The sequence below is a fragment of the Elusimicrobiota bacterium genome (assembly GCA_016788905.1).
Classification (GTDB): domain Bacteria; phylum Elusimicrobiota; class Elusimicrobia; order FEN-1173; family FEN-1173; genus JADKHR01.
Genome location: JAEURZ010000020.1, coordinates 1 through 19,236 on the forward strand (window position 1 = coordinate 1; position 19,236 = coordinate 19,236).

Consider the following 19,236-nt stretch of genomic DNA (forward strand, 5'->3'; position numbering starts at 1 on the left):
TGAAATGCTTGGGATACAAAACTCCAAACGAGGTCTTCAATTCATGGCTTGGTGCAATAGCCGCTTGAATTCACCGATTTCCTTAAAAACTCAGTTGAATAAGGACAGAGGGAATTCTCCTCACGGTTTATTTGGGGTTAGCCTCCTGCAGGAAAAACATCAATTTGAGGCCTGCTGCGTCCACAAGATCCCCCTCTTTAAGGGGGACCACCGCCTGGTCCATGAGGGGATTACCGTTCAGTTTTACGGTTTTTTCTTTGAGCGCTGTCAGATAATATCCGTCCGATTTTTTTGCCACGCAGGCCGCAAGATCGGGAGCGAAGAGCCCCTTTAATTTTACCTGAGCTTGATCGGATTTCCCAATATACGTGGTCAACTGAGTCAGCGGAAGGGGGACCGCGTTACTCCCCGCCAAAATTCGGAGATAACCCACACGTTCCGTCCCCTTCACAGCGGGAGGTGGGGCCGCCATAATCACGGTCGAGTCCGAAGACACCGGACCCGCCGGTTCGGCACGCGAGGAGGGAGGGACTTCCTCATCGTTATAAAATTCAAGGGTATGTTTGGCAATGGCCAGCTCGTCTTTGTGGTGTAGAAGTTCACGTTCCACCCGTCGTTCCCTCAAAAAAGTCCCGTTGGTGCTTTTTAAATCTTCGACAAAATAACCGGCCCCCTCCCAAAAGATTCGACAATGCTTTCCCGAAACCGCTGGATTGTCGATCACCAAATCGTTCTCCGGTTTTCGGCCAACAAAAATATCCGAACCAACCACCGTCAGTTCCTTCACCAACGCGCCGTTAAATTTCAGAATGAGTTTTATCATGGGAGACCTTCCTTATTCTTTCGTGAAGTAAGCATCTTTGACCGAAAAAATGACCGTGCTCGATCCAACAACCGCTCCCTCCCGACCCGCCCCACAGCGACGGTGACGTTGTCCCGGCCGCCACGGTCCAGAGCCAAACGCACTAAGAACGGGCAAAGTCGTTGGGGATCGTTGATCTCCCGGACCGATTGTTTCAAAATTTCATCGTCCGCCATTTTGGTTAGTCCATCGGAACACAAAAGAAACAGGTCCCCGGGACAGACCGTGGGTTCGGCGGCATCCATCTCGATCGTGGGCCCTACCCCCAACGCCCGTGTCAAAATGTTCCCGGATTCGGAGGCCTCCGCCTCCGCAGGGGACAACACCCCTTGAGCCACCTGTTCGGCCACCAGGGAATGATCACGCGTGACCACGGCCAGTTCCCCCCCCCGGAACAAATAAAAACGGCTGTCCCCCACATGGATCACGGAAAGCCGGGAACCGTTTCGCAAAACGGCCACGATCGTCGTCCCCATCCCTTGACGCTCGACACGTTCCTGGGACGCCTGGTATATCACCTCGTTGGCCGTGAACACCGCCGCCGCCAAAAGACGCGTCCGATCCGACCAGTGAGGCGGAGGAACGCCACAGGCGGGGATCGTTCCGGTCCGAAGCCCATGGGCGACCTGATCCCGAACCACGTCCACAGCCAGACGACTGGCCACTTCCCCCGCCGCGTGCCCCCCCATCCCGTCAGCGACCACCACCAAACCCAATTCATCGTCCAACAAACAGGAATCTTCGTTGTGGTGACGGACCTTCCCCGTGTCCGTTAAAACAGTGGCGACAAAGTTCATGGGGTTCCCCCTCCAGGTTCTTTTCCCAGATCCACGGTCCCCTCCCCAATGGATGTTTTGACCGGGTTCAAATCAATCGCTTCTGGGGAAGAGGGCGGGGCGTGAGGCGCGGCGACAGAACCCACCGCCCGCAAGTCCCGCGCCATGTCTGCCCCGCGTTGGTATCGGCGGTCAGGATCTTTGGAAAGGGCGCGGTCAATCACCGCGCTCAAGGCCCCATTGATCCGATCGGGCCGACGGAGTCGAGGATCAGGATGGGCTTCACTGGCGATCCGGAAAAGAAGGGTCGCGATGCTTTCCCCTTCGAAAGGCTTTTCACCGGTCAACATTTCGTAGAGCATGACGCCCAGGGAAAACAGGTCCGACCGCCCATCAATTTTCTTTCCCGACAGTTGTTCCGGCGACATGTAACTGGGGGTGCCCATCACCGTGCCCGTGGCCGTTTTGGACGCGGAGGTGATCCGCGCAATCCCGAAATCCGTCACCCGAAGCGTTCCGTCCTTCAAGCGCATCACGTTGGCGGGTTTAATGTCCCGGTGCACCACCCCGTGCACGTGGGCGTAATCCAGAGCGTCCGCGATGGTGGCCACATCCTCCACCACTTGGGAAACCGGGAGGAGATTGGCTTTTTCCACACATTTTTTAAGATCTTCACCCTCTAAAAGTTCCATAGCGATAAAGGAGATCTCCCCGTCTTCCCCCGCGTCAAAGATCCGGATAATGTGGGGATGGTTCAGCGTCCCCGCCGATTCCGCTTCACGGAAAAAGCGGTCGCGAATGGCCTTGGCGGAATCGGCGTCTGTTTCGTCATCAAACCGCAGGGTTTTCACCGCCACGGAACGATTGATTTTGGGGTCCCGCCCCAAATACACCACCCCCATCGCCCCGCGCCCCAATTCTTTTTCAATTTCATACCGACCCAGGGTGGGTTTGGCCGCCCCGGCTCCAAAAACAACGGTTCCCCCCGCTTTCCCTCCCAACCCAGCAGCGATTCCGCCCGATTCGCTGGCTTGTTTCGCGGCACGAGACCGCTCTTTTACGTCTTTAAAGAGGGGATCCGTTTGAGCGATGTGATCATACACCACCCCCGCTTTTCCGAACTGACGTTTCCTTTCAAAATCCAGGGCCAAGGTGTAGAGAACACTTTTCATATCGGCGTCCACAGGACATTTGCGCAATTTCTCAAAGGCCATATCCAGGAGCCCCTGGGTTTGATACGACAACCCCAAACTTTTATGGGTTTCGATGCTTTGGGCTTCCACCAATTCTTTCCGCATCTCCGTAAAGAAAAAGCGGCGCACCGTGACCACCAGATACGTCACAAAAAGAAGGGCCAGGGGATAAACGATCTTGATCCAGTAACTTTTGGCCAAAAAGAAGTACCAGCCCGCTCCCAGGGTCATCAAGGCCAAACCCAACGTGATAAAGAAACCCGCCCGGGCCCGCAAGAGCGGCAAACCGAACGTCACAAACAAGCCGACCACGGCCAACCAGATCCATTCCGCCCGCGCGGCCCAGGGCGGGCGAGAAAGGAAGTCCCCTTCCCAAATATTTCGGAGAGAAGAAAGAATGATCCCGTTAAATTGGAACGCCGAATGAACTGGGGTGACAAACGCGCTTCCCAAACCCGTGTCCGTGATACCCACCAAAACCAATTTGTCTTTAAAGGCCTTGGGGGGAATTCCCCCGTTGTCACGCAACACGTCCACGGCTGAAACTTTTTTGATGTTTTCCATTCCCCCCGCATACTTGATCAACATTTTCGATTCGGCGTCGATCGGGATGCTCGTTTTTCCCAACAGAATTTCTCGGCCGGGTCGAACATGAATATCCTTCACTTTAAGATTCAGGCCCACCCGAGCCATCTGGAGTGAAAGGGAAGGAACGCTTTGACCGCGAAACGACATCACGGGGGCCTCTCGCCGAACCGAACCATCGCGATCCTGAATAACCGTCGCGTGACCCATCCCTTCCACACGGCTTGAAAAATCGGCCAACGGAAGGAGGGGCATGGACCCGACCGGCAAAACGCTCCCCGTGGTTTCTTCCACCTGCGCTTGGAGCAACCCCGCGTTTTTCATCCGCTCGATCTCTTCCGGGGGTTCCTCCCCCCCCGGTCGCCCCTGCGATCGAAAATAAAAAGAGAGAAGAACGTTCTTCGCCTTCCCCAAAGTTTTTTTTAAACGCGCGTCACTGTCCAAACTCCGAATCGTTTCTTCCATGGTCTTCCCAAAACCCCGCAAATCACCAAAGGGATGGGACCGAACAAATTTTTTATAACGGGAATCCTTGACCAATCGTTGAAGAAGCGGTTGAATCGCTTCCTCTTCCCCATCCAAGAGGAATTGATACTCCTCCCGTAACTCCCGCAAAGCCACCAGCCCCTGATGATCGTCGGGTTCGGAAAAAACGACCGCGCACCCTAAGGCGCGGGGCCCCCCGGCGGCGATACGTCCCAAAAGTTCGGCCATCACGCTCCGCGACCAGGGCCACCGACCGACGGCTTCAAGGGAAGGCGCGTCAATGGCCACCAATCGGATATCGTCGGAGGGAGGAGGAACTTTAAGGGATCGCACACGAAGGTCGTAGAGTTTATGTTCTAAGGTTTCCGTTAGAGGAAAAGACACCATGGCCAAAGCAAAAAATCCCGCCGTAAAAAGAAACGCCAAGAGCGAATCCCATCCCCATCGGCGTTTCAAGCGAGAATTTCCCCCTGCATGAGGAAACGAACCCCTGGGAAATTCACGTTCAGATTACACCGAGGGCGGGAGAGAGGGGGCACGGAGAGCTTCCGCCTTTTGACGCGCTCGGGCCGCGACTTTCTCTCTTAAGGAGAGTTCAAGGCCCGGGTTTTCTCGAAGGAACCGTTTAAAGGTGTCGTGGGGCACCATCAAAACTTCGGTATCGTCCGCTGAGGATCGAATGGTGGCGTCAGAAGTTGTCGAATCCAGGAGGGATATTTCGCCAAAGAAGTCACCGGCTTTCAGTTCGCCCAAACATGTTTTGTTGCCACTGGATTTGGCGAAAACTTGGGCACCACCGCTCTTGAGGATGAAAAAGTTGTGGTTGATTTCACCCTGAAAAACAACGGTCTGGCCTTTTTTAAATGTTTGGTGGGACAGTTCCGCGGTGATTTGGCGAATTTTGTCATCCGCAAAGAAAGACAAAATGTTTACGTTTTTCTTAATAAACAGCGTGTCATCAAACGGCATACCGCCCTCCCCGTGTCTGGTTAGGCGGCGGGTTTCCCCCTTTTTTCCAACAGGGTTCTTGCCGCTAGATCCAGACTCACATCCAGGATATCGTCCGCGCTGCGCCTTTTTATTTCCACCTGGCCCAGCGCCAACTTTTTTTCGCCCACCGTGATCCGCCAGGGAATCCCCAGCAAGTCGGCGTCCTTAAATTTCACACCCGCGCGCTGGTCCCGATCATCCACCAACACCTCCAGACCCGCGGCGACCAGCTCTTTTTCCAACCGATCCGTGGCCTCCATCAAACGAGGTTCAGCCACATTCAACGGAACCAAAAGGACATCAAAGGGGGCCAAAGATTCCGGCCAAATAATGCCGTTGGCGTCGCTCGACTGCTCGATGGTGGCCGCCACCACACGGCTGACCCCGATGCCGTAACACCCCATGAGGAAAGGGGTCTTCACTCCTTTTTCATTCAGAAACCCCGCGTTCATCGCGACAGAATATTTGTCGCCCAACTTGAAGGCATGCCCCACTTCAATGCCCTTAAAGAAGCTTAATGGGAGTTTGCATTTTGGGCAAGGGTCTTTTTCACGAACCGTCTGGATATCGGCCACCTGCGTCGGGACGAAATCTCGACCGGGGTTCACGTTTCGACAGTGGAAGTCCGTCTTGTTCGCCCCCGCTGTTCCGTTCACGATCCCCATAACACTTAAATCAGCCACCACGGTTCCTTTCAAATTCAAGGGCCCCCCAAACCCAGGGTCACACCCCGCCACTTGCCGGTAGATATCATCATTGGCTTTAAAGAGAGTTTTGGCCCCCAGCACGCGCTTCAGCTTGTGTTCGTTTAATTCCCGGTCCCCGCGAACGAACGCCACGACGGGTTGCCCGTCCGCCTGATAGACGACCATCTTGAGGAATTTTTCTTGAGGCACACCCAAAAGAGTGGCAACCGCTTCCACCGCGCCAGCCCCCGGGGTGGAAACCTCCTCCAGGGGCAACAGCGTTTCCGCGGGGCCCGGTTCCGGAGGGGAGGACTCGGCCCGTTCCACGTTGGCGGCGTAACCGCACCCGGAACAGGAGGCAATGAATTCTTCCCCCGTTTCCGCCAAAACCATAAACTCATGGGACGAGTTCCCCCCAATGGAACCCGTATCGGCCTCCACAGGGCGAAAATTCAAACCACAGCGTTTAAAGATTCGCGTGTACGCGTCGAACACATCCCGGTAGGTGGCGTCGGCACTGGGTTCGTCTGCGTGAAACGAATACCCGTCTTTCATGTAAAATTCGCGGGCCCGCATGACCCCGAACCGGGGACGAATCTCGTCTCTGAATTTCGTTCCAAATTGATAGAGGAATAAAGGCAGTTCGCGATAAGACCGAACTTCCCGTCGAACTAAATCCGTCATGACTTCTTCCGCCGTTGGCGCCAGGCAAAACTCCGTGTTTTTTCGATCCTTTAAACGCAACATTTCCTTTCCGTAAAATTGCCAGCGACCTGTTTCCTCCCAGAGGTTTTTGGGTTGAACCAACGGAAGCCAGACCTCCTGGCCGCCCGCCCGGTCCATCTCCTCCCGAACAATTCGCTCCACGTTGCGGAGAGCCCGCAACCCAAAGGGCAACCATTCGTAGAGGCCGCTGGCCACTTTCCGAATCAGGCCGGCACGAAGCATCAACCGCGCCGAAACCGTATCGGCATCGGAGGGTAGATCTTTTAGCGTGGGGAGTAAATAACGGGAAAGGCGCATGGATTTACCTCGTTGGCCCCGAAGAGGTCGATGGGGTCGTTGGGGTGGGCTTGTTTCGCATCCGCTGAATATCGGAGAACGTGGCAAACACCAGAATTCCCAACAGGAGAGAAAGCCCCGCCACGTTTGCGGCTTGAACCACGCGCCGACTCACGGGTTTTCGAGAAATTCCTTCCCAGAGGAAAAAAACCAAATGGCCTCCGTCCAACATGGGGATCGGAAACAAATTAAACAACCCGATACCCAGGGAAATCAACGCGATCAAAAACAGATAATCCTGGATCCCGCTTTTGGTGGATTTAGAAATAATATTGGCGATCCCCAGGGGCCCCGACAAGTCGGGTTTTTGTCGATTGACAATTTTATCCCCCAAATAGGAAAGCGTGTAACGGGTCCAGAAAACCGTTTGCTGACCACCGGCGACCAACGCTTCCCCTAACGGCATAGGGGAGAAAGCCACCGCCGGCGAAATCCCGATGAGCCCCCGCCCCGACACCGCATCACGAACCGGCGTCAAAACAAAATCCAGGGATTCCCCGCCTTCCCGAAGGACCGATAGGGTGATGGGAGTCTCCGCGTTCTGATGAATGATTTCCGCCACATTCGTCCAGGTGAAAACGGATTTCCCATTGACCGACACCATGCGATCCCCGGTTAAAAGGCCCGCCGCCTTCGCGGGATAAGCGTCAACCAAATCTCCCACAACGGGCTCACTGGACGCTTTCGGGTTTCCCCACAGGAGAAAAACAAAAGCAAACAACACATAGGCCAACACGTAGTTCATGGCCGGACCGGCCAACACAATGGGAATCCGTCGATACCAAGGTTTGGCGAAAAATTCCCGGGAATCCCGAACAACGGATGGGTCACCGCCCGGTTCCATTTCGCCGGCCATCCGAACTTCCCCCCCCAAGGGGATCCACGCCACGCAGTAGCGGGTTTCTCCCCACTGAAACCCAAACATCTCCGGTCCCAACCCAAAGGAAAAACGGTCCACTTGCACCCCGGACTTTTTAGCCACAATGAAATGTCCGAACTCATGAACAAAAATCACCAATCCAAACGCAAACACAACACCTAAAGCCCCAATTAGGAAATCCATGGTTTCACTCCTCCCTTCGTTAACGTTTCGGAACTTAATCGTTCTTTTCCCAAAAAAGAGAGGGCTTCCCGCCGCGCCCACGCGTCCGCTTCTAAAATTCCCCTCAACCCATCCCGTGGGGGGGGCCTTTTTTTGAAACGATTCATCACCTGGCGACACAGACGGGGAATCCCCGTAAAAGGCAACCGGCGACCCAAGAAGGCTTGGACCGCCGCCTCGTTCGCCCCGTTAAAAACAGCGGGCCAGGCCCCGCCCCGCCGCCCCGCCTCCAACGCGAGGGAAAGTGCCGGGAACCGACGAAAATCCGGCGCGTAAAATTCCAGTTTTTTGATTTCATCCAAGGCCAAAGCGCGCACCGGCGAGGGTTTTCGATCCGGGTAAGTGAGCGCGTATTGAATCGGGAGGCGCATATCCGGGTGAGACAACTGCGCCAACGAAGATCCGTCTTCAAATTCCACAAGCGAATGCACAATGGACTGTGGATGGATCACGATCTGAATCCGGTCCAACGGAACGCCAAACAGGTAATGAGCTTCAATGGCTTCCAACCCCTTATTGGTTAACGTGGCGCAGTCCACGGTAATTTTGCGACCCATTTTCCACGTGGGATGGTTCAGCGCTTCCTCAACACCCACCTGGTCAAGGGATCCGGTGCGCCGATAAAAAGCCCCTCCCGATGCCGTCAAAATTAAGCGTCGAACCCCCGCTCCGGGACCCGTCCGCCCCCCCAAACATTGAAACATAGCGGAATGTTCGCTGTCCACCGGAATAATTTTTGCCCCGTAACGGCGCGCGGTGGCCATCACAATTTCGCCCGCGACAATCAACGCTTCTTTGTTGGCCAGTGCCACGGTTTTCTTCGCCCGAAGAGCCGACAAAAGGGGCTGGAGTCCCACGGCCCCCACCACCGCGGACAAAACGAGTTGGACGGCTGGAGCCGAGGCGGCCTGAACCAGACCATCGACCCCGCTCATGACCCGCAAGGGAATTTTCCGGGATCGGGCCCAACGAGACAAAACCTTTGCCGCCGCCTCGTCGCCCACCACGGCCAGGGACGGACGAAAAACCTGAATCTGCTTTTGGAGGAGGGGTACATGGGAATAGGTCGACAACGCCGCGACGCGGAATCCCCCCTCCGCCCGGTTCAAGCGTTGAATCACGTCCAAGGCGTTGACCCCAATCGATCCCGTTGACCCCAGTACCGCGACTTGACGCATGGGGTTACCCCACCTTTCCGATAGAAATCATGTAGAAATAGAGAAAAGGAGCGGTGAGTAAAAACGAATCGAATCGGTCCAACACGCCACCGTGCCCCGGAAGCAAAGAGGAAGAATCCTTCACACCGAAACAACGTTTCACCAAAGACTCCGTTAAATCTGAAATTTGGGCCAGCACCCCTAAAACCACAGCCAACACCACGATCTCTCCCCGCCCAAAAAGATCTTTCATGAACAGCTCTCGAAGGGCCAACGAAAGGAGAACCCCCGCCACCAGCCCCCCCACGGCCCCCTCCCACGATTTCTTTGGACTCACGGCCGGCGCCAACCGGTGTTTCCCAATGGAGAGCCCCACAGCCCAGGCCCCCGTGTCTTGGGTCCAAATCAGCGCCACCAAAAAAACAGTGGCCATCAATCCCCCATTCATAAGAAGCCCGTTGGTGCCCCGCAATTCCCGGATCAGAGCCAGATACCCCAAAGGCCAAACAATGAGAAGGATTCCTGTGAACGACATGGCCAACCGCAACATCGACAACCCCTTGTCCCGGCGGACCATTTCGCGAAGAATCAAGCCCAAAAGAGCGACCATGACCGCAAACGCTGGGGCTTGGGACAGGAACGAAACACTCGACCGAATCCCTGGAAACACGAAAGAAACCGCCACCAACGCGCCCGCACTGATACCGGCCCACCCCTGGGTGGCGTATCCGCCCTCTTCGGCCATACGGTGGAACTCCCACAGGGCTAAAAGAATTAAAATAAAAATAAACGCCAGGAACGGAACATTTCCTAGATAGAGAACCCACAAAAAGAAGGGCGCCAAAACCAGCGCGGTTAAAACACGCGGAAGAACCATCAAACCCCCCCAAACCGACGTTCGCGCCGCTGGTAATCCAGGAGAGCGAGGCGAAATTCGTTTTTCCTGAAATCGGGCCAATAGGTCGGGGTCACATAAATTTCCGTGTAGGCCGATTGCCAAAGCAAAAAGTTCGACAAACGGTATTCCCCGGACGTTCGGATCATCAGGTCGGGATCCGGGAGAGGCGCGGTTTGGAGGTGGCTTGAGATGGATTGTTCCGTCAATGTTTCCCCCGCCGCCACCACAGCCCGGGCGGCGTCCACAATTTCCTGCCGTCCCCCATAATTCAACGCCAGCGTCAAAACGACCCCCGTATTCTGTTCCAACAGAGAAGCCGTGCGCGTCAATTCCTTCTGAACAGAAGAGGGAAGCGCGTCCACACGCCCGATCACCCGCAAACGAACCCGGTTACGGTTCAGTTCCTGGCTTTCCCGCCGAAGGGTGTGGGCCAGGAGAGACATCAGACCTTTCACTTCTTCCGGAGAACGGGACCAATTTTCAGTGGAGAAGGCGTAGAGCGTCAAAGCGGCTATTCCCCATTCGCCCGAAAGCCGGACGATTTCACGCACGCTCTCGGCGCCCGCCCGGTGCCCCATCAAACGAGGGGAACCGCGTTTCCGAGCCCAACGCCCATTCCCGTCCATAATGATCGCCACATGACGGGGCATCTTGGATCGGACCAGTTCCTCCTGTGAGGAAGAATCCTGGGGAGGCCGACGGGACAGAACCGGGGAAGAGATCTTCGAGCGGAGAGGAGGGGGCATGCGGTAAAGGGAAGAGGGGGCGTTCCATCGGAAACCGACAAAGGGCCCCGCTCGCCTAGACGGTAAGAATTTCCTTTTCTTTGTTCGCCAAGGTATCGTCCACTCGACTGATGAATGAATCGGTCAAAACCTGAAGCGCTCCCTCCGACGTTTTGCGATCGTCTTCGGTCATGAGTTTATCTTTCTCTGCCTTTTTCACAATTTCCATGACGTCACGACGATCGTTGCGAATGGCCACACGAAACTCCTCTGCCAGTTTTCGAACCACTTTCACCATTTCTTTACGTCGGTCTTCGGTCAAGGTCGGAATAACGAGCCGAATCATTTTACCGTCGTTGTTGGGAGTTAACTTGAGATCCGAGGTGGCGATCGCACGCTCAATGGCCGGCAACGCGCCCGCGTCCCAAGGTTTAATTTCAATGGTTCGCCCATCCGGCACACTCACGGCGGCCACTTGTTTCATCGGGGTCATGGACCCGTAATAATCCACTTTAATGTGGTCGAGAAGATTCCCCGTGGCCCGCCCCGACCGAACGGATGAGAACTCCTGGGCCATCCGTTCCAAAGACTTTCGCATTTTATCTTCCGCGTCTTTGAACGCGGGTTGAACAACCGGTGAGATGTTTGCCATGGGGGAGTCCTTTCGATTAAGGGGTGACCAACGTTCCGACGTCTTTGCCCGAGATCGCCCGACGAATGTTCCCGGGTTCCTTCAAGTTAAAAACGCGCACAGGAATTTTGTTTTCCAAACAAAGGGAAAGGGCGGTAGAATCCATCACACCCAATTGGTCTCGAAGCGCTTGAAGAAGCTTCAAGGTTTTGTATTTTTTAGCGGTAGGAACCTTCAGGGGATCCGCATTGTAAACACCGTCCACTTGGGTGGCTTTCAAGACCATGTCCGCCTCGATTTCTGAGGCCCGCAAAGCGGCGGCGGTATCGGTTGAGAAAAACGGATTCCCTGTTCCCGCGGCAAAAATAACGATCCGACCTTTTTCCAAATGGCGAATAGCTCGACGGCGAATGTAGGGTTCCGCCACTTTCGCCACTTCCATGGCGGACAGGACTCGGGTGGGAGCCCCCGATTTCTCCAAAGCGTCTTGGAGCGCCAGAGCGTTCACGAGCGTGGCCAACATGCCCATCTGGTCGGAGATGACCCGGTCCAGTTCCCGCCCCTTCCCTCGCCCCCCTCGCCAAATATTCCCCCCTCCCACGACGACGGCGATTTGTATTTTCGTTCGCCGTGCAGAGCTCAATTCATGAGCGATCTGAAACAACGCGTCCACGTCAATACCGCCCCCCCCGTGGCCCAAAAGAGCCTCCCCGGAAAGTTTAAGGACAACGCGGCGAACACCCGTCACGAGGGTCAGTCCTCTTCCCCCACTTTCAAACGAACAAAGCGACGCGGGATTAACGTCGCGCCCACTTTTTTTGACACCAGATCAACCACCTGGGCCACGGTGAGAGCTTTGGCTCCATCCACCGGTTTGACGAAAGGCTGTTCCATTAAACAGAATTGACCGTAATATTGCTGAATTTTACCTTGCACGATCTTGTCCCAAATTTTTTCCGGTTTGTTCTCCCGACGCGCTTGTTCTTGGGCGATCTTTGTTTCTTGTTCAATGACTTCCGAGGACACATCCTCTTTTCGAACAAAACGAGGACTGGAGGCGGCCACCTGCATCGCCAAATCCCGCGCAAGCGCTTTGGCTTCTTCATTTTCCAAAGCCGCCGCCCGGTCTCCCGCGACCCCCAGCTCAAGGAGAACGCCCACCTTTCCAAAATTCCCGGAAGGATGAATGTAAACGGAAAAAATACCGGGGGCCACGCGATCGAACCGCGTAAAGCGGCCGTTGCGCAATTGCACATTTTCCTTCAGTTTGGCCGCCACGTCTTGGACCCTCGCCAAGGGGGCATCGGCGGCGGATTTCCAAGCGGGATTCGCTTGCGCGGCGCTTTTGGCCAATTCTGTGAGGAACCCCTGAAAATCGTCCGTCCGCGCCACGAAATCTGTTTCACAATTCAATTCCATGAGCACCGCCGTTTTTCCGGAGGGATCCACGTAAGACGTGACCAACCCGTCTCCCGTTACTCGGCCTGAACGCTTCGCCGCGGAGGCGGACCCTTGTTCACGCAAAACGACCACGGCTTTATCAAAGTCCCCGCTCGTTTGCGTCAACGCGCGTTTGCAATCCATCAATCCCGCCCCGGTTTTGGCCCGAAGCTTTCCCACCATATCGCTCGAAATCTCTGTCATTGTGTTCACCCTCCGTTAGTTCCCAGCCGGGGCAACCGTTTTCTCCACCGGCTCGGTTTCAGACTGTTCCGTCAAATCGATTTCCTGATCAGACGACGCCTCTACCCCTTCAGCCTGGTTCGCGGGTTTGGCCGCCGCGCGCCCCTCCAGAATCGTGTCCGCCACCAATTTACAAAAGAGACGGACCGAACGGATGGCGTCATCATTCCCAGGCATCGGGTAATCGATTAAGTCGGGATCGCAGTTGGTGTCGCAGATAGACACCACGGGGATCTCCATTCGCCGAGCTTCCGTAACCGCGGTGATTTCTTGGACGGGGTCGACGACGAACATAATATCGGGCAACCGCGTCATGTTTTTAATTCCATCGAGGGATTTCCCCAATCGGCGAATTTCTTTCTCCCGCTGCAACCCTTCTTTTTTTGAAAGCGAACCGAACACACCGCTCGATTTCATCCGCTCCTGCTCTTGAAGGCGTTTCGCCGAACGTCGTACGGTTTCAAAATTTGTTAATGTCCCGCCCAACCAACGATCACGAACGAAGGGGCTCTCGCACCGCGCGGCTTCCTGAGCAATCGCTTCACGGGCCTGTTTTTTCGTCCCCACGAACAAAAAGACTTTTCCGTCTTCGGCAGCTTCGCGAACATACGCCAAAGCCTTCTTTAACTCTTTGACGGTTTTTTGTAAATCAATGATGTGGATATTGTTACGGCTTCCAAAAATAAATTTGGCCATTTTCGGATTCCACCGACGGGTTTGATGTCCAAAATGAACCCCGGCTTCCAACAGCGCTTTCATCGAGACAGTTGCCATAATTCCTCCTGAGTGTCGCGTCTTTGTATCCACATAAAAAAAGCGGTCCCTAATTTAGGACCGCTCTCAAACGGACGCAAACGATGGTTCCAGAACGTAAACGTTCCGAACGACGCGCGGTTTTTTTCGCTTGGGTAAGCGACCTCCACCCTCTTCCCTTCGCCGCTAGCCCCTGAGGGGAACCCTAACGGCAATCCAAGGGTGTGTGAGATAGGGCGGGCCAAACATTTGTATGACCCGCCCTGAGTTACATCAACGACATTCTACCTTTTAAAACAAAAAAAATCTTCCTTCCTCCATCACCCCCCGACTTCTTATTTTGGGGTGATCTTGATCGCGACGACCGGGCAGACGCTCTCACACGCCATGCAGAAAATGCACGCGTCTTCTTTCGCGGGAGCGGCTTTTCGGGCGGAGGCGGGGTGACCCGGGGAATCCACCCATTCGAAAACGTTTTCCGGGCACGCGTCCAGGCAGGCTCCGTCAGCGATACACAGATCAAAATCCACCGCCACCCAGGTTCCGTGAATGCCCAATTTTGCCGGGGGTTCGAAGGGGCTCCAAATCTGATAACCGAACTTCTCATCGTTCTTAACCACTTTTTGATTTTTCTGGAAATCGGGATCAATGGCTGCCATTCGGTTTCTCCTCTAATTTAGTGTTGGATGAAATGCCAATTTACTACAACCGGGTGTTGCCTGTCAAGGCTCTAAGAGGCGCGCCAGCACGACGGAAACCTCAAAGAGAGCGTAGGTCGGCACTGCCAAAAGAAGTTGAGAAAAGACATCAGGCCCCGGCGTAAGAACCGCGGCGGCCACGAGGATAACCAAGAACGCGTGTCGACGGTATCCAGAGAGAGTGGCCGCGCGAACAAAGCCCCAATGAGCCAAGGCGCCAATCACCACCGGAAGCTGAAAAAGGGCACCCAACCCGAACGACGTCCACAGGGCGAACTCCACACACGCTTCCACGGAAAGGGTGGGCTGAAGGTGAGGCGAGGCAAACCCCAACAGGAACCGCATTCCCGCCGGGACGATGACGAACCACCCGAGCGCGGCCCCCGTGGCGAACAACAGATACGAAAGAGGCAACGCCCCTAAAACCACCCGACGTTCACTCAGGGTCAGCGCCACGCCAATGAACCGCCAGGCGTGATAAATCAGGAAGGGCGCCCCGAGCGCCAGCGCCAAAATCAACGCCAATTTGAAACGCACCGCGAACGCCTCGGTTGGGGCAAGAAAAACCATGGGACCAGTGACTCGAGACATTTGATTCACCAACCGTAGACTCAAAAACCAACTGGGCACAACCATCGCGACCACCGCGGCCGCCCCCCACAACAATCGCGCGCGCAATTCGCCCAAGTGCTCGTACAAGGGGCGACCACGGTCGCGAGGGGTATCGGAAGGAAGGGAAACGTCGCCGGAGGAAGACAAAGGAAACTATTTTTTGGGAGGTTCCGGAGAGGGATCCGCGGGGGGAGGGGCATCACTTTCCGAATCGGTTTCACCCTCTTTGATTCCTTTTTTAAAAGCGGAAATCGCTTTCCCAAAACTACGCCCTAAATCTGGCAGTTTTTTGGGACCAAAAAAAAGCAACGCGATAAAAAGGACAAGCAACAATTCCTGCCAACCCATTCCAAACATAAACTGGTCTCCTTCTTTTTTCGGCTTTCCTACACGTTCCGGTCAGACAAACGGCGCGCCACGTCTCGAAGGAGAGACTGGGCAGGACCCGTCGGAAGACGATCCAGTTCGGTCTCCGCTTCTTTCAACAACGATCGTACCTTTTCTTTGGAACGATCTAAAACACCCGACCGGCGCAAATCGGCAATGAACGCGTCCACCCGCCCGTTGGGATTACGAAGAAAATCCTGAAACCCCTTGCGTTCCTTAACGGTGACAAGACCCGCCGCGTGATCAATTAATGGGAGAGTCATTTTTCCGTGAATCAAATCCGTGTGAAGCGTTTTTCCAACAACGGCTTCGTCCCCTTCAATATCCAAAATATCATCGACAATTTGAAAAGCGACACCCAGTCGTTCCCCAAAAGTATCCAGGGCCGCCAGCTGTTCAGCGGAAAGACCCGCCAGAATTCCCCCCGCACGGCACGACGCGGACATGAGAGACGCCGTTTTTTTCTGGAGAAAAGAAAGATAGCTTTTTTCGGAAAGATCAAATTGATAGCGACTCTCATACTGAGCGATCTCCCCCTCACACATGGTCATGGTGGCACCAGCGAAAAGTGTCATGAGTTCCGGCCGACCCAACGCACTCAACCGTTGAAACGCTTCGGCGTAGACGTAGTCCCCCAGAAGGACCGCCGATCCCTCCCCAAATTTAACCCCCACGGTGGGCCGTTGGCGACGGATCACCGCTTCGTCGACCAAATCATCGTGAACGAGTGTGGCGATATGGATCATCTCAACCGCCAGGGCCGTTTGGTTCACCGCCTCACGGTCCGCTTGTCCAAATTGAGACCCCAGAAAAACCAAGGCCGGCCGAACCCGTTTCCCGGATCCCGTCATCACGTAATCGGTCAGTTGAGCCAAAAATCCTGTTTTTGAACGGGAAACGTTCCCCAAAGAATCGTCGACTCCTCGCAGGAAATGCGTCAGTGCCTCAGCGTCGCTCCCTCGCAAGATCGGTTCAAGAAGCTTTAACGCTAGGGCCATACGGACCGAGCCAGGGCCAAGAGAAGGTTAGGGAAAAGACCCGCCACCAACGTCAGGGATCCCGAGAAAGTCAAACACGCCAGAACGGGACCCGAGAGCCCCACCGGCCCCGATCGCACCGCCGGGGCAAAAAACATCACCCGAACAATTGAAAAATAATAGGCCAACGAAATCGCTGTATTGATCGCGCCCACCACGGCCAACCACACCAGCCCCGGGGCCTGCAACGTGGCCGAAAAGAGACTAAACTTCCCGATGAACCCCACCAGAGGAGGGATGCCCGTCAGCGAAAGCAGAAAGAGGGTGGTTGTAATGGCGAGAGGGAGAGACCGAGAGGCCAATCCTGAAAAACCGTCGATCGATTCGGTCTTGCTGTCTTCCCCCACGGCGATCACGCTGGCAAAAGCCCCCAGGTTCACGAGGACATAAGCCACCAGATACACCAAAACCGCTCGCCCTCCCGAGACACCCCCCGCCACAATTCCCATCATCAGATAGCCCATCTGAGCGATGGAAGAATAGGCCAAAAGACGTTTCACATTGTTCTGACGCAGAGCCGCCAAATTTCCCACCGTCATGGTGAGCGCCGCCGCTACGGCCAAAATCATCGAAACATGAAGCGTGGAATGGTTTTGAAAAAATCGGATCAGCATCCCGAACGCGGCGGCCTTGGGCGCCACGGAGAGAAACGCCGTGATGGGCGTCGGGGCCCCCTCATAGACGTCGGGCGCCCACATGTGAAAGGGAGCCAAGGCCAACTTAAACCCAAACCCCGCTAACACAAAGCAAAGGGCCCCGGCCAGAGGGAGGGCGGGAAGCGGCACCCCTCCGGATCCCTGGAGGGCACTGAGCGATGTTTCTCCCGTCAGCCCGTAGAGAAGAGACAACCCAAAAACCATAATGCCCGTAGAGAACGCGCCCACCAAGAAATATTTTAGCGCCGCCTCATTGGAACGACGATCTTCCCGCCGAAACCCCGTTAAAACAAAGGACGTGACACTGATCAATTCAATGGCAATCAGGATGACCAGGAAATCAGACGCGGACACCAAGGAGAATAATCCCACTGTGGAGAGGAGCAGAAGCCCCGTAAAAGTTCCCCACCCAAACGGACGGTCTTCCGTGTCGGAAAACCCACTAAATCCCGAACTGAGAGCCAACACCATCAACACCGCGGCCGCTAACAGGACTTTGAGCAGTCGAGCTGTCCCATCCACAATGAGCATATGAAACGCCGTGCCGTCCGGAACCCCCAGTGTCAAAAGAGCCGCGCCCAGTAAAGCCACCACAGCTCCACCGATGGACAGTCCTTTCCGGGCCTGGCGACCGTTGTCAAGCAATAAGAGGCCAACGGCAATCACCGTTAGAAAAAGTTCCGCGCGCAAGAGAGAGAGAGAAGCCATCATCGGATATCCGTTTTAACCCAACCCCGGTTTATTTTCCCACCACATGCAGGATCAATTGTTCAAGCGTCGGGCCCATCTTTTGGATCAGAAACGTGGGATAGACACCAATTAAAATGGTGAGCGCCACGAGAGGAACAACCGTGATCAACTCCCGCGTTTTCATTTCAGAGAGGACCCCTTCCCAGCGCGGGTTAAAGGTACCCAAGAAAACGTCTTTGATCAGTTTGAGGAAAAAAGCCGCCGTCACGACGATCCCGATAACGGACACACAGACCCAAAACAGCTGCTCCCGAAGCCCAAAGGCGCCCAGGTAACACAGGAATTCGGCCACAAATCCCGCCAATCCCGGTAACCCCAAAGAAGCCATGGCCTGGACGGTTAAAATACCGGCAAAAACAGGCAACCGCGCGCCCAGACCACCGAAATCATCAATGTTACGGGTGTGGGCTTGATCGTAAAGAACACCCACCAGAAGGAAGAGACTTCCCGTAATGATCCCGTGGGTCACCATTTGCATCACCGCCCCCGAAAGACCGGCGGCCGGATTGGTTCCCGTGATGGCGGCCATCCCTAGGAGACAGTAGCCCATGTGGTTCACGGAAGAATAAGCCACCATGCGTTTCATGTCTTTTTGGCTCATGGCGCAAAACGCCCCGTAAACAATGTTGATGACCGCCAACCCCAGGAGGTAAGGCGAAAACCATTTGGTGGCTTCCGGAAGGATGCTAAAGGACACCCGAAGAAGACCATACGTCCCCATCTTTAAAAGAACACCGGCCAAGATGACCGAAACAGCGGTGGGGGCCTCCACGTGCGCCAAAGGCAACCAGGTGTGGAACGGAAACACAGGCACCTTAACGGCAAACCCCACAAAAAGAGCCAAGAACACCCAAATAAAACGGGTCCCCACGAAGGTGCTGGACTGGCGGGTCAACTCCACAATGTCAAAGGTGTGGGGGGCGCTCGCGAAATAGAGTGCCAAAATCCCCAACAACATGAGCACGCTTCCAGCCAAAGTGTAGAGAAAGAATTTCACCGCCGCGTATTCGCGCTTCGGTCCACCCCAAATACCGATCAAGAAATACATGGGGACCAACGTGATTTCCCAGAAAACATAAAACAGGAACATATCAAGGGAGACAAACACCCCCAGCATGCCCGTTTCCAAGAGTAAGAACCAAAAGAAATATTCCTTAATGCGGGTCTCAATGCCAAACGAGGCGATCATCGCCACCACCGACAAAACGGTGGTCAAAAGAATCATCGGCAGAGAAAGACCGTCAATCCCGACGGCGTATTGAATCCCAAACGTGGGAATCCACGAAAACCGTTCCACCAATTGCATGCTGTCCCAACCGCCTGTGGCGGCATCAAATTTCACCCACGCCAGGATGGACACCAGCAAAGCGAGACCGGACGACACCACGGCCACCCCGCGGATCAACTCCTTGCGTTCTTTGGGAAGGGCTAAGATGATCAGACCCCCGATAAATGGAAGAAAAGTTATTAAACTCAGCATGAACGGTCGCTCCTCAGGAAGTTAAAG

Annotated in this window: 19 protein-coding genes; all 19 read right to left on the reverse strand. The window is 55.0% G+C overall.

The genetic code is table 11. The features are described from left to right. Window positions 1-127: 127 nt before the first annotated feature. The 19 genes from JNK54_08715 to JNK54_08805 all read right to left on the reverse strand — a co-directional run bounded on the left by JNK54_08715 (window position 128) and on the right by JNK54_08805 (window position 19,209). A complete protein-coding gene (locus JNK54_08715) occupies window positions 128-823 on the reverse strand; it encodes an FHA domain-containing protein (protein ID MBL8024344.1) in 696 nt (231 codons plus the stop codon). Beyond that, window positions 820-1,659 carry a Stp1/IreP family PP2C-type Ser/Thr phosphatase gene (locus JNK54_08720; GenBank protein MBL8024345.1) on the reverse strand — a complete coding sequence of 280 codons (840 nt, stop codon included), beginning with the start codon at window positions 1,657-1,659 and terminating at the stop codon, window positions 820-822. Before JNK54_08720 ends, JNK54_08715 begins: the two co-directional genes overlap by 4 nt. Continuing rightward, window positions 1,656-4,358: a CHASE2 domain-containing protein gene (locus tag JNK54_08725; GenBank protein MBL8024346.1), complete on the reverse strand. Its 2,703-nt coding sequence runs from the start codon at window positions 4,356-4,358 to the stop codon at window positions 1,656-1,658. Before JNK54_08725 ends, JNK54_08720 begins: the two co-directional genes overlap by 4 nt. 54 nt (window positions 4,359-4,412) lie before the next feature. Further along, window positions 4,413-4,871, reverse strand: a complete 459-nt coding sequence (locus tag JNK54_08730; GenBank protein MBL8024347.1) for a cyclic nucleotide-binding domain-containing protein — start codon at window positions 4,869-4,871, stop codon at window positions 4,413-4,415. A gap of 20 nt (window positions 4,872-4,891) precedes the next feature. Further along, entirely contained in the window at window positions 4,892-6,601 is a 1,710-nt protein-coding gene (locus tag JNK54_08735) for a proline--tRNA ligase (GenBank protein MBL8024348.1), read from the reverse strand. A gap of 4 nt (window positions 6,602-6,605) precedes the next feature. Continuing rightward, window positions 6,606-7,703: an RIP metalloprotease RseP gene (gene rseP, locus JNK54_08740; protein ID MBL8024349.1), complete on the reverse strand. Its 1,098-nt coding sequence runs from the start codon at window positions 7,701-7,703 to the stop codon at window positions 6,606-6,608. After that, a complete protein-coding gene (locus JNK54_08745) occupies window positions 7,691-8,920 on the reverse strand; it encodes a 1-deoxy-D-xylulose-5-phosphate reductoisomerase (GenBank protein ID MBL8024350.1) in 1,230 nt (409 codons plus the stop codon). The genes rseP and JNK54_08745 overlap by 13 nt, the downstream gene beginning before the upstream one ends. A gap of 4 nt (window positions 8,921-8,924) precedes the next feature. Next, window positions 8,925-9,776 (reverse strand): phosphatidate cytidylyltransferase, encoded by an 852-nt coding sequence (locus tag JNK54_08750; protein MBL8024351.1) that lies wholly within the window; start codon window positions 9,774-9,776, stop codon window positions 8,925-8,927. Beyond that, a complete protein-coding gene (locus tag JNK54_08755; protein ID MBL8024352.1) occupies window positions 9,776-10,543 on the reverse strand; it encodes an isoprenyl transferase in 768 nt (255 codons plus the stop codon). Before JNK54_08755 ends, JNK54_08750 begins: the two co-directional genes overlap by 1 nt. A 55-nt stretch (window positions 10,544-10,598) precedes the next feature. After that, window positions 10,599-11,174, reverse strand: a complete 576-nt coding sequence (gene frr, locus JNK54_08760) for a ribosome recycling factor (GenBank protein ID MBL8024353.1) — start codon at window positions 11,172-11,174, stop codon at window positions 10,599-10,601. A 16-nt stretch (window positions 11,175-11,190) separates the two neighbouring features. After that, window positions 11,191-11,901: a UMP kinase gene (locus tag JNK54_08765; protein ID MBL8024354.1), complete on the reverse strand. Its 711-nt coding sequence runs from the start codon at window positions 11,899-11,901 to the stop codon at window positions 11,191-11,193. Window positions 11,902-11,906: 5 nt separating this feature from the next. Further along, window positions 11,907-12,797, reverse strand: coding sequence for a translation elongation factor Ts (gene tsf / locus JNK54_08770; GenBank protein ID MBL8024355.1), 891 nt, complete (start codon window positions 12,795-12,797; stop codon window positions 11,907-11,909). Between the two features lie 15 nt (window positions 12,798-12,812). Beyond that, complete coding sequence (rpsB, locus tag JNK54_08775) at window positions 12,813-13,610, reverse strand: 30S ribosomal protein S2 (protein MBL8024356.1); 798 nt, start codon at window positions 13,608-13,610, stop codon at window positions 12,813-12,815. Window positions 13,611-13,924: 314 nt separating this feature from the next. Further along, window positions 13,925-14,248: a ferredoxin family protein gene (locus tag JNK54_08780; GenBank protein ID MBL8024357.1), complete on the reverse strand. Its 324-nt coding sequence runs from the start codon at window positions 14,246-14,248 to the stop codon at window positions 13,925-13,927. A gap of 63 nt (window positions 14,249-14,311) precedes the next feature. Next, window positions 14,312-15,046, reverse strand: coding sequence for a twin-arginine translocase subunit TatC (tatC, locus tag JNK54_08785; GenBank protein ID MBL8024358.1), 735 nt, complete (start codon window positions 15,044-15,046; stop codon window positions 14,312-14,314). Window positions 15,047-15,052: 6 nt separating this feature from the next. After that, complete coding sequence (locus tag JNK54_08790) at window positions 15,053-15,256, reverse strand: twin-arginine translocase TatA/TatE family subunit (protein MBL8024359.1); 204 nt, start codon at window positions 15,254-15,256, stop codon at window positions 15,053-15,055. Window positions 15,257-15,285: 29 nt separating this feature from the next. After that, window positions 15,286-16,284 (reverse strand): polyprenyl synthetase family protein, encoded by a 999-nt coding sequence (locus JNK54_08795; GenBank protein MBL8024360.1) that lies wholly within the window; start codon window positions 16,282-16,284, stop codon window positions 15,286-15,288. Next, window positions 16,275-17,690, reverse strand: coding sequence for an NADH-quinone oxidoreductase subunit N (locus JNK54_08800; GenBank protein ID MBL8024361.1), 1,416 nt, complete (start codon window positions 17,688-17,690; stop codon window positions 16,275-16,277). Before JNK54_08800 ends, JNK54_08795 begins: the two co-directional genes overlap by 10 nt. 28 nt (window positions 17,691-17,718) lie before the next feature. After that, window positions 17,719-19,209, reverse strand: coding sequence for an NADH-quinone oxidoreductase subunit M (locus tag JNK54_08805; GenBank protein MBL8024362.1), 1,491 nt, complete (start codon window positions 19,207-19,209; stop codon window positions 17,719-17,721). Window positions 19,210-19,236 lie beyond the last annotated feature (27 nt).

Bases quoted from the DNA above. Each gene is read 5' to 3' on its own strand.
- JNK54_08715 (MBL8024344.1), bottom strand. From the start codon at position 823: ATGATAAAACTCATTCTGAAATTTAACGGCGCGTTGGTGAAGGAACTG.
- JNK54_08720 (MBL8024345.1), bottom strand. From the start codon at position 1,659: ATGAACTTTGTCGCCACTGTTTTAACGGACACGGGGAAGGTCCGTCAC.
- JNK54_08730 (MBL8024347.1), bottom strand. From the start codon at position 4,871: ATGCCGTTTGATGACACGCTGTTTATTAAGAAAAACGTAAACATTTTG.
- JNK54_08735 (MBL8024348.1), bottom strand. From the start codon at position 6,601: ATGCGCCTTTCCCGTTATTTACTCCCCACGCTAAAAGATCTACCCTCC.
- rseP (MBL8024349.1), bottom strand. From the start codon at position 7,703: ATGGATTTCCTAATTGGGGCTTTAGGTGTTGTGTTTGCGTTTGGATTG.
- JNK54_08745 (MBL8024350.1), bottom strand. From the start codon at position 8,920: ATGCGTCAAGTCGCGGTACTGGGGTCAACGGGATCGATTGGGGTCAAC.
- JNK54_08750 (MBL8024351.1), bottom strand. From the start codon at position 9,776: ATGGTTCTTCCGCGTGTTTTAACCGCGCTGGTTTTGGCGCCCTTCTTT.
- JNK54_08755 (MBL8024352.1), bottom strand. From the start codon at position 10,543: ATGCCCCCTCCTCTCCGCTCGAAGATCTCTTCCCCGGTTCTGTCCCGT.
- frr (MBL8024353.1), bottom strand. From the start codon at position 11,174: ATGGCAAACATCTCACCGGTTGTTCAACCCGCGTTCAAAGACGCGGAA.
- tsf (MBL8024355.1), bottom strand. From the start codon at position 12,797: ATGACAGAGATTTCGAGCGATATGGTGGGAAAGCTTCGGGCCAAAACC.
- rpsB (MBL8024356.1), bottom strand. From the start codon at position 13,610: ATGGCAACTGTCTCGATGAAAGCGCTGTTGGAAGCCGGGGTTCATTTT.
- JNK54_08780 (MBL8024357.1), bottom strand. From the start codon at position 14,248: ATGGCAGCCATTGATCCCGATTTCCAGAAAAATCAAAAAGTGGTTAAG.
- JNK54_08790 (MBL8024359.1), bottom strand. From the start codon at position 15,256: ATGTTTGGAATGGGTTGGCAGGAATTGTTGCTTGTCCTTTTTATCGCG.
- JNK54_08795 (MBL8024360.1), bottom strand. From the start codon at position 16,284: ATGGCCCTAGCGTTAAAGCTTCTTGAACCGATCTTGCGAGGGAGCGAC.
- JNK54_08800 (MBL8024361.1), bottom strand. From the start codon at position 17,690: ATGATGGCTTCTCTCTCTCTCTTGCGCGCGGAACTTTTTCTAACGGTG.
- JNK54_08805 (MBL8024362.1), bottom strand. From the start codon at position 19,209: ATGCTGAGTTTAATAACTTTTCTTCCATTTATCGGGGGTCTGATCATC.